General features: G+C 29.9%; 5 protein-coding genes and 1 tRNA gene. 3 read left to right on the plus strand and 3 right to left on the minus strand.

The genetic code is table 4. The annotated features are described in order from the left end of the window. Positions 1-18 precede the first annotated feature (18 nt). Positions 19-2,748 carry a hypothetical protein gene (locus tag L872_RS0101300; RefSeq protein ID WP_027063086.1) on the minus strand — a complete coding sequence of 910 codons (2,730 nt, stop codon included), beginning with the start codon at positions 2,746-2,748 and terminating at the stop codon, positions 19-21. Between the two features lie 165 nt (positions 2,749-2,913). Between L872_RS0101300 and L872_RS0101305 the strand changes: the two genes are divergently transcribed. Further along, on the plus strand, positions 2,914-8,070 hold the full coding sequence (locus L872_RS0101305) for an ABC transporter permease (protein ID WP_027063087.1): 5,157 nt from the start codon (positions 2,914-2,916) through the stop codon (positions 8,068-8,070). Positions 8,071-8,179: 109 nt separating this feature from the next. On the opposite strand, the gene L872_RS0101310 is transcribed toward L872_RS0101305, so the two are convergent. Then, complete coding sequence (locus L872_RS0101310; RefSeq protein WP_036268823.1) at positions 8,180-8,617, minus strand: DUF2188 domain-containing protein; 438 nt, start codon at positions 8,615-8,617, stop codon at positions 8,180-8,182. A gap of 105 nt (positions 8,618-8,722) precedes the next feature. Then, positions 8,723-8,807 (minus strand) — tRNA-Leu (locus tag L872_RS0101315). Positions 8,808-8,906: 99 nt separating this feature from the next. Here L872_RS0101315 and L872_RS0101320 point away from each other — a divergent pair. Beyond that, on the plus strand, positions 8,907-9,746 hold the full coding sequence (locus tag L872_RS0101320) for a hypothetical protein (RefSeq protein WP_027063089.1): 840 nt from the start codon (positions 8,907-8,909) through the stop codon (positions 9,744-9,746). A gap of 129 nt (positions 9,747-9,875) precedes the next feature. Further along, positions 9,876-10,666, plus strand: a 791-nt coding sequence (locus L872_RS04515; RefSeq protein WP_036268824.1) for a hypothetical protein, incomplete at its 3' end; no start/stop codon positions are given.

The following is a 10,666-nucleotide window of genomic DNA, read 5'->3' on the forward strand; positions in this document are numbered from 1 at the left end:
TGGGTGACCAAAGTTTTTTTATAGTTTTTCTAAGTAAGAAATTTCTCATGCTGCTGAAGGAGCACTGCTTTTCTTTGCAAGAGATACCTTATATTTTGCATTATTATAACGTCAAGTTAAAAGATAATCCAATTTTGTAAAGTGATAGTTTAAATCACTTGATAATAATCTAGGAACTTCTCAAGCCTTATTAATATATAGAGGCTGAAATTCTTTTTCATCAACTTGATTTTCTTGATCTGTCAAATGGTCCACGTATTTTGCAGCGCTATTAATTAACTCTTGAGAAAAGCGCCTATTTTGGTTTACCATTTTTTCTTGATCACTATTTTTGTCAACTGTAGCTCCACCGAATATCATTCCTATTTGCTGGAATAAACCATCAGGTGCATATCGTGTTCCTTCGCTTGTTCGAATTATTCCGAAAAGCAGGTTTGATATATTATCAATATCTTTACCCAGTTGATAAATTTTTCCACTAGATGAGTATTGAATTTTTTGGTACTTAAGACCATCAAGACCTTCTGGATTTTTAACCGCTTCATCAAGAATTTCAAAAATATTTTTTAAGATTGGAGTTTGACTGCCTTGATTTCAAATTTTATAGTCAGTAATAAAACCTCTAATCAAATTAAAAATTGTATCTAATGATAATTGTTTATCTTTAAACTCCTTAGGAATTTGACTTTCTAGAAGTGATGGTAGAGATGCTACAGAATACGAACTTCAATCTGGTGAATATGACATTGATGAATTTAAAGGTGCGTTATTACTTTTTTTCAAGTTATTTAAATAGTCCAATATTTCTCCAAAAGTAGAAGTAAAGAGTTTCTTGATATTCCCGATTGGAGTACCACTTCCAATTCATAAATCAATATTTTCATTGCCTTCACCTGTTTGACTATTTCCAAAATATGCTAATTTATCTTCAATATATTGTCAATCATGAGATTCGTTCTTCCCAATTAATGGAAAAATTATATTCATCAGCTTCACTAATGTTTTTTCATTTGCTTTCAAACCTTTGGGGCTAATAATTCCCTTAGCAACATCTGCTCAAGGTGAACCAATAATTAAGTTGTTATAACTTAATGAGTTTAAAAATTTCTCATTAGTTTCTAAAGATTTTGCTGCAAATGTTAAAGATTCCTTACAGTCAAATAAAAACTTTACAAGAGTTGTATCGTCTTTTGGATTTCCAATTACTGGTACGTTTCCAGCCTTAGTAATCCCTGCATTGGCAAAAGCAAATTTTAAACTAGAGTTATTTTCAATCAGTTTTCATATTTGTCCACCTAATACGGGTCATATGGGTGGTAAGCGACCGATAATAATCCCTAATAGACTCGACAATGATTTTAAACTTTCTGCTAAGTAGTGATTTGTATTGCTTAAATCTTTGCCTGAAAAAAAGAAGATTCCTTTTAGTGTATTTCCCAAATTTAAAATAAAAGTATCTAAGCTTCCAGTTATTGCTCCAATAAAACTTGCGAGTATACCACCAAGCTTATCTTTAATAAGGTCTCGTAGACCATCTTTTAATCCTCAAAATGCTCCGTTTATAAAGTCAAGGATAAAACTATTTGAAGGTGTGTACTTTTTAGTACTCATCAAACTTGCTTCATCAACACGCCCAAACATAAATTCAAAGAATTTTTGTAAGTGTTGCCCGTTTTCGTTTCCAGGGGTTCTTAAATCAAATAAACTTGCTAAAGTTTTTACAATTGCCATTAAATCTAAATTATTAAAATAGATGTTAGTAGCGTCATGAACCTTATAATTATAAATTTCTTCAATAGATTGCATATCTGAAGTGGCATATTTTAATGCGGTTAGAATTTCAAATTTAAAATAATTAACTAATAGTTTCAATAATGAATCACCTTTTTCGTTGTGATCAATTAGAGTTTTTAATGTTATGTTCAAACTTTTAAAGTATGTTTTATCTTTTAAAGCTAATTGTATAACTTGCTTAGTGATATTTCCAATATCATAGCTATTCTCGTCAAGATTAAGTTTTAAAATTCCAGCAAGCATTTTACTTAATTCTTGATAGTAATAATTGATTGCTTCTTCAAAAGTAACTTCCGAATTTGAAATAACTCATTGGTCTGTTGTTAGGGCAGTTAAAACTTCAGTAATTAACGTTTTTGTAGTTACCCCACCGCTGATTTCTTTATCTAAAACTTTTGACACATCACCCAAAATTTCATCCAAATTATCTTTTATTTTACTTCATTGATCTTCTAGTAAATAAACAAACATTGAAGCCTTTGAAGCTCCAAAACCTGAACCTAATAATGTTTGAACTGCCTTGACGATTAGTGAAATACTTTTAGTATTGTCTGATGTAGGTTTAATTGTATTTTCTGTATTATTTTGAATATTTGCAGACGAATTAGTATCAGTTGGTGTAAAAATGTATTTTCCCTGATTACCAAAAACAAATTTTGATAAATCCTTTATAGTACTTTTAGAAGAAGCTACATTTCCTTGATGATTAATTGGGTCATATCCAACTTCACTTTCTAAAGATAATGATTTATATTTTGAATCCATTCAGGAAGCATCAAAACTTTTTTCTGAGTTTAAGATTGCAGTTTTAGCAGCATAAGAACTACCAAGCATTAGAGCATTAATTTTATTAGTGATTGAAACCTTTACTTGATTTCCAAACGAACAGCTTACAGTGGTAATTGAGGACGCCGAAATCGATATTGAACTTAAGATAAGCAAAATCTTTTTCATATTTCCTCCAAAATTATTTTTTTATGCAAAATTTATTATATACTAAAAAAAACCAAAATATTTGTAATCATCTTGAATTCAGTTAATATATTTTTTGAGTTTTATAATAGTAATACTAAGTTTTTAAAAGTGTTAATGTTAGTCATATAGTAAAAAGAGGAGAGTATGCAAAGCAATTTTTTGTTAATGCTAAAACAAGGCATTAAAGGAGTTTTTAAATTTAGAGTTCAATTTACAATAATTTTGTTATTGTCATTTTTAGCTACATCGATAATAACAGTAGCAATTTCAACGAATAGAAGACTTGACAAGTCATATTCTGAAATTGTTAGAACAGCTGAACGTTTCGATTATCACTATAAACTTAATATTGCAGGAAAGACTCAATCAACTTCTGATGATGAATTTTTCATGCCAATCGCAGATTTTGTTGGAATTGACTATACTGGATATAGTGACGGTCAATCATTTGCAAATATGGACTTTTCATATCAAAATGATTCAAGAAAATCGAAGACTTTCATTAATAAGGTAATTGAAACTAAAGAGTTCAAAGACACTTTTACAAAGTTAAAAGATTATCATACTGATTGACGATTACAAAATTTAGAACATCGAAAAAACATGATTATATTTGATGATTTATTTGTTAACCAATTGTTTCAAGATTTGAGAGCAAATGAAGAATATTTACAAAACACTTTAATTGGTAAATATACACAGGCAAATCCGGACTGATTTGCAGAATTTTTAAATAGTGATCAAAAATCAGATTGAAAAGCGTTTGCAGCTAAAAACAATAATAATGAGGCAAACGAAGATAATCGAACTTTTAATGTTCGCTTGTATCAGTATTTATACTATACTGTTCAGTCTGTTTCTGAATATATAGTTAGAAAAATTGACATCTATGGTGATGGCTTAGCAGCAAAATATTCAAAAAATTCAAAAGAAGTTGTGCTTTATCAATTTTTATTTGGTAAGCCTTTTAATAAAGAAAACCAAATTCAAGGGTCAGAATTTTTAATTGAAAATAATACCGCTTATGAAACTAAGATAGTAAATTCTGAAATTGATAGCTCTCAAAAAGACAAATACTTTAATATAATTGAAGATTCCACAAAAAATAATTTTGAAGAGCAAATTTTTAAAAAAGGGTATCGAGGAATTTTGAATCCTTTAACATTAGTGATTGATTCAACCGATACAACAGAAAAATCAGAAAGTTTAGCAAAAAAAATTAAAGTTTCTGAAATTAAAAATTCGAATACTTTTTTTGAACTGCAAGGAACTTCTAGTTCTCCAAGTCGAAGAGTTGCTGAAGTTTTACGAACTAATAATCTTGCTCAAGCACTAACAATTCATGCAAGCGAGTGAGCTAACATTGGAGAAAATGGAGTTAAATTTTTTGGAACTTCAGAATCAAATACTGCTGATGATTTGCCAATCACTTCGGCATTTTTAACTCATCAAATTTTGGCAGCTGAAACAAATAATTTTGATTTATATACAAGAAAAGAAATTATTGTAAGTGATCCTAAAACTCAAATCAAATATCGTTTTGTTTCAATAGATGATACTTCAAAGACAACTTTTAAAATCTTAAGAGGGAATGCTCCGATGGCACTTAATGAAATTGTCATTTCCGAACAATATGCAAGAGCCAATGACATTAATGTTGGAGATCTTATAGAAATTGCTGATGGATTATTTTATGTTAGTGGTTTTGCTGTTGATACTTACTCATTTTATCCAACTGCAGACCCAGATGTTCCGTTACCAAAATCAAAAACTGGTGCCATAGTTTATACTTACGAAGATACAATGAAAAGTTTGATAAACAAAGGGCAAGGGTCAAGTGAAGATACAACTAGTGAAATTTTAAACTTTTTCACAATTCCAAAAGCAAGTATTAGCGAAGATGAAACACAAATTCGTCTCTCTCGCAAACAATTATTTTTTGATAATAATGCTTCTTCAACAAATATTGCAAAAAATAAAAATATGCTTGATGTTGACAATGAGCAAACTCCAAAAACATTTTTTTCAAAAACAAATTTTGCTGATTCAAGTTACTCTCTTAGCTGAACACTATATTTGGCTGTCTTTAAAATTTATACATTAATTACATATATTTCGGCAGCGTTAATCACAATGATTGCAGTAATGTCCCTAGTAGTTTGCATTATTAAAACAATTAACTTTAATGCTAAGCAAATAGGAATCTTGAAAGCAAATGGAGCCACTTCAAGGTTGATTGCCTCATCGTATACGTCATATAGCTTCGTAATTGTTTTGGTAGGAGTCCCTTTAGGATGAATCGCAGGAACCATGTTGCAATTATTATTTTCAAAAATATTTATTGCTTATTTTAGTTTTCCTACAAATGAAATCTTTTTTGATTGAATTTCAATAGTAATTGCCATTGCAATTTTTGGAATTTTCATGGCGTTAGTATCTTTTATTGCAGCGTTCATTTTAGTTAATAAACCAGTTTTACAAATTACTCATCAAACCAAAAAATGAAGTCGCTCATGAATGTTAGAAATACTGAAAAATACAATCTTCAAAAACTTTTCATTTAGAACAAGACTAATTTTACAATTATCAAGTTCTGGTAAAAAACCAATTGCATTATTAGTATCATTCGTATTTATTGGATCTGTTTTAATTATGGTCGGACTATCAATTCCAGCAGTTGCTTTAAATGCCAAAGAAAAGTATTATGAAAATATTAACTATGCCAATAAATTTAATGTAATCAAAAATGTTGCAAATGCTCCCTTAGGAAAAGATGCAATCACTATGTGAAATGGTCATGAAGTTATTGACTCTACATACATTGATGCAAAATTACCATTAGAATCAGTAACTGGAAAATCAGGGTATTATGAAAATCCGTTTTCTTATTCTGCTTCAACTTCAAATTCATCACTGTTACCGCGTTATTTATATGTCAAAAATCAGCAAGACTATAAACAGTTTGAATCTATATATGAGCGAATTATTCGTGAAGCCAAACTTGGAGAAGATATTTTATATAACCAAATTATTTCAGCAGTGGGAAATCAATTTATCAATATGACATCGAAAATTTTGGGAGTAGGAGTCTTTGAACAATTTTATGGATACATTTTAAATAATAATTCGTCATTAAAAGATTTTGAAAATTTGAATGATGATGAACGAATGGAACTTAGCCGTAATACTACAGGAAGCTTACTAACAGCGATTCCAGAAATTGTTAAAGCGATTGCTGGAAACAATGTAAATTTAGTTGAAGGAGTCGGATGAAGAGAGCAAATTGCTAATATTTTATTAGGTTTTGCTCCTCCATATGCCAAAGCATATTTAAGTTCTGATTCTCGTATTAGTCAAATGGCCTTTGGGTATCAATCAATTAATTTAGTTGCTAAACAAGAAACACTAGCAACTTCTGTTAGTGCCCATGTTAAAGAGTCTAACAAAACCTTGAACTTGCTAGGTCTTGATAAATCTCAGTCAGCTTATAATTTGAGCAACGCTCAAAAAGCAAAACTTTATATTGATCCTCAAGCAAAAGCACAATTGGAAAAAGTCTTTAATAATGAAAAACTTGATAACTCAATTGTCACTAAAAATGGTTTTAAAGTTTACGACAAAGATTCTAATACTGTAACTTTACCAATTCTTGCAAACCAACAATTAAAATTTGCTCAAAACATGACACCAGGTCGAAAAGTTAATAGCTTAGCAACAAATGGACTTCAGTTAACTTATTTAACAAAAGGTGGAACAGCCCAAGAAGTTATTCCAAATGGAGCTTGAGCTTATGATGATTATGATTATCTAAATTCAGATTACATCAAACAAAATCCTCATGCTAAACAAGAAATGACAAATGCTTACGGATATAACAAAAACCGTTATTTAAATCCTTTCACTTTGGATGCTAATAAATTTACAAATAACAAGCAATTTTCTAATGATAAGTTAAATGATAAAGCTTATATGTTTGGAGATTTTGAAATCGCCGAAGATGAAACTATTAGTAAGGCTTTTCTAAGACCTTACTACAGTTTCAACAACTTGCTTTTATATTTGCCAGAATCAAAAATCGATACAGAAATTTATAAAGAAATGGCAACAGGAGAAAACGAGTATAAAAATATTACTGCCTATACTGAAAAAATATCTGCTGCTAATGTTCCAGACTCAGTTTTAAACGGTTATAAAATTGATAAAAATTCTTCAGAAACATTTATTGCTATTAGACCTTATGATATTTCAATTTCTGGGGCCGTTTCTGATGGACTTCAAGAAGGACATGAAGCTGGGTTTTTATTTAATGATACGAATAACTTTTTTTCAAATACATTAAGTCGTAAGTCAAAAAATAACCTGCTTAAGTATACAAGCGGAGAAATTGTATATGATAATTCAGATTTAAAAATTAATGCCGAAGTTGTCGATAATATTGAAACTTATGGATCAGAATTAGCAATTATGGATTCTGATTTGGCAAACTTAATTTCCGGATTATCAACAGCGAGAATGACTCAGTATAATTATGATGATTTTGATCGAGCAACTATGCTTAAAGCTGGTGTTGCAGATAGCAATGGGATTGTTTCGCAATTTGATCGTTATAATTTAAAAACAAGGCAACCTGTAAACTTAGTTGATGGTTATAAAGATTCTTACATAGCAACAACTGATGCTTATGCCTATTCTCCACATTACTTTTACAATACAATTCTTTCTAACCAAGTAGAACCAACACAAATAACCTCAGGAATATCAATTGTTAGTCAATATAAATCTGGAATACAAAATATTCGAACTTCTGATACACCAGAAGCATATAAAATTACGATTACAGGTATTGAATTACTTTCAGAAATGAAAGCTCTAGTAGATCAATTAGTGGAAACCTCAATTTATGTTGGAGGAATTATTATTGTTTCAGTATTAACAGCTTCATCATTGTTAATTATGCTTGTAGGAGATATCTATATCAATCAGTACCGAAGATTTATTATTATGCTTCGAGCATTGGGTTATGAAAACAAACAGATTATGCCGTTTGTGTTAACAATTCCAACCATTTTGTCAATCGGGGCATGAATTGCTGGAGCATTAATTGCTTTTTGACTTGCATATGCCATTGTTCATATTTTAATAACTGCAGGAATAGCAATTCCTTTTGGAATTTATTGATGGGTTCCAGGATTGTGCGTATTGCTAATGGTAGGATCATTTATTGGATCTTTAATGGTATCTTCTAAATCTGCAAGAAAAACTCGTCCATCGCAATTAATGAGTGAAACTGCAGAAGATTAGCAAACTTATTTTATCTATAACAAGTCTTTGTAAAAAGTACAAATTAAAAATGGAAGTACAACACATGTGAGAAAATATTCTCATAGGTATGCTTCCATTTTTAACTTTTTTAATCTTGGATAGTTTTTAAAGCTCGTTTATTATTTTTCAGAGCATTTCGTAAATTCATTTTTGATTTCTTTAAACGTTCTTTTGCTAATTCATATTTTCGTTTAGCAATATAGCGCTCAGTTTCATGAGCAGCTTTTAGTTCAACCTTGCGCTTTTGTTTTTCAACTTTAGCAACAGTCAATTCGGCACGAGCAAGTTTAACGTCACTTAAAGTCTTATCAAAAATTTCATTAGAGGTTTGAATACTAGTATAGTCAACCACATCATATCCAGACTTGTCAGAATGAATTCTTAAGATTGTGCGGTTACCTTTAGCCATTTTTCGGGCCATATCAATTGCTTCGGCTTTTGTCTTAAAATTACCTGTTTTTTGGTTAAGTCTGACATGAATAAAGCCTTTTTTGTCGCGTTCGACACTTCAACGGTTTGTTTCCATTATGAGCCCTCCAATATATTTATATTATATAATTTCCATTTTGAATATGTTTTATAAAATAAATAAAAAGCATGTTTCCATGCTTTTATTTTTTTGATTTATAACTGGTGCCCTCTATCGGGGTCGAACCGATACGAGTTGCCTCGTCAGATTTTGAGTCTGATGCGTCTGCCAATTCCGCCAAGAGGGCAATTACATATATATTATATCTTGTTACAACCATGATGACTACATTTTATTCAAAAATAAAGTATTATTTATATAGAGAAAATAACAAATTGGAGGAAACATGAAAAACTATTATAAAGCATGAGCGTTTGTTCCCCTAGTTGTTTGAGTTATTTTATTCCATGGAATTGGATTTGGAATTGGAGCAGCTACAGGTGCTTTTAATCAGTCAATTAGTGAAGCAATGCCACCATACATGTACTGAATTCTAGTCGTTTGTTTTGCAGCAGCGTTTTATTGTTTGTTTGTCTTAATTTGATGAGCTTGTAAAATGAATTCACTAGCAACAAATGATTTGTTTGTAAAATTAATTATTTTTATTTCATTTAATTTTATCGCTTACTGGCTGATTGCTCAAGCAATTGCAGTCAATGCTCAAAACAAGCAACAACAAATTAAGGACAACAACAGGTACAAACAAAAAGTTGCAGTTCAAATAAGTGAGGATGTTTTCATTCCTGATTGAGAAAAACAACTTATTGCTGAGAAGGCTGCTAAAAAAGCTCTTAAAAAACAACGACAAGTCGAAACAATAGAAGTACAACAAATTGAAGTTGACTCAGAAATTAAAACTGATCGTTTGTTAATTAGAAATTTTGTAAAGTATTTAATGTACCAAGTTTTTCAAGAAAATCCAGGAATTACAAATACTTATCAAATTACTAAGTTGATTGAAACAAAAGCTCACGACCAGGGACTTAAACAACAATTAGTCAAACAATACGCTCAGGAATTTCATCAATGAAACAATATTGAAGATTTTGCAGGAGTTGATTCTAATAGTGTTGAGGCGTTATTAAATCAAGTTGATGGTGATGAAATTATGGTCGCTCATAAACAAGATCGCGTTGATATTACGATTGAAGTTCAAGTTAAAATTGAAAAACAACAAAAACAATAAATGTTTCAAAATAAGACCTTTTTTTGTAAAAAGGTCTTGTTTTTTTTTTTTTTTTTAGCATAAAATATCAAAAAGAATAAAAAATGAGCAAATAAAATTAATCAATAAAAAGTTGTTTTAAGGAGAAAAATGGAGAAAAAACGTAAAAAAACGATAGTTTTTTGTACAGTATTTGCTGTGACCTTATTTGTCGTACTTGTATCTGTGGCTTCTTGTCAAATAGTTAACAAAGGAAAAGAAAAACCTGATCCTTATATTCCCAAAAAACTAGAAGATGTTATTAAAACAAGAAATTTAGGAATTTTAGAAAGTGCAAATGAAACGACTGTTAAAAGCAAATTAGTTGAAAAGAATCCTGAATTGAAAGAAGAATATATTAAAGTTGAAGTCACTATGGCAAAAGCAATTGAGACAACAAACTATATTGTTAAAGTTAGTTCAACAAATCCAGATATTTATATTGGCGAAGTTACTGATGTCAAATTTGCAACTGAAACTGTTGTTGCTGATCATCTTGATGTCACACCAATTTTAGATAAAATTGCTAAGTTAGAAAATCAAAATTTTAAAGATGAAAGTGCTTTAAAAAATGAAATTGATGGACTTATTAAAAATGAGTTGATAACAGCAAAAGTTACTGAAATAGCAAAATCAAGAGCAATTAGTAAACATAGCTATCAAGTTGATTTGAGCTCAACTAGTGAAATGTTGATTTTAGATAATAATGAATCGTTAACAATTAGTGTAACTTTTGGACAAGCAGATAATTTAAGTGATGTTATTACTAATAGAGATTTGGGCAAACTAGAAAATTCTAATCAAGAAACTGTTGTTAATAAGTTAGTTGAAAAGAATCCTAGTCTAAAAAAAGATTACATTAAAGTTCAAATTACTAAGGCAAGAGCAATTGAGACAACAAA

The organism is Mesoplasma seiffertii ATCC 49495 (assembly GCF_000518725.1).
Classification (GTDB): domain Bacteria; phylum Bacillota_I; class Bacilli_A; order Mycoplasmatales; family Mycoplasmataceae; genus Tullyiplasma; species Tullyiplasma seiffertii.